A 273-nucleotide genomic window follows, 5' to 3' on the forward strand; every position below is an offset into this window, starting at 1 on the left:
ATGAAGCGGCATCTAAACTATAGGTAATACCTGTTGAATTCGTAGCTGTGGTAGTAGTGGTTACTGCTCCTGCTCCTTGGCAACGGGTTGAAGTTGCTGGACTGAAGGCTGCAATACTTACTGTTGGAGTCACTGTTACTACATGAGTAGTGGTAACAGGACCGTTACATCCTGCAGCGCTTGCTGTAATTGTTGTACTTCCTGACCAACCTGCTACATAGGTAACCTCGCCTGTGGATGCGTTTATACTATTGCCGGCTGTTAATGAAGCGG

Annotated in this window: 1 protein-coding gene; it reads right to left on the reverse strand. The window is 46.9% G+C overall.

The window, feature by feature from the left end; genetic code table 11:
- Window positions 1-273 (reverse strand): hypothetical protein (locus tag WFZ86_RS20285; RefSeq protein ID WP_342693633.1); only part of this gene is annotated, 273 nt, incomplete at both ends.

Origin of the sequence: Flavobacterium polysaccharolyticum (assembly GCF_038739875.1) — a bacterium.
Lineage (GTDB): Bacteria > Bacteroidota > Bacteroidia > Flavobacteriales > Flavobacteriaceae > Flavobacterium > Flavobacterium polysaccharolyticum.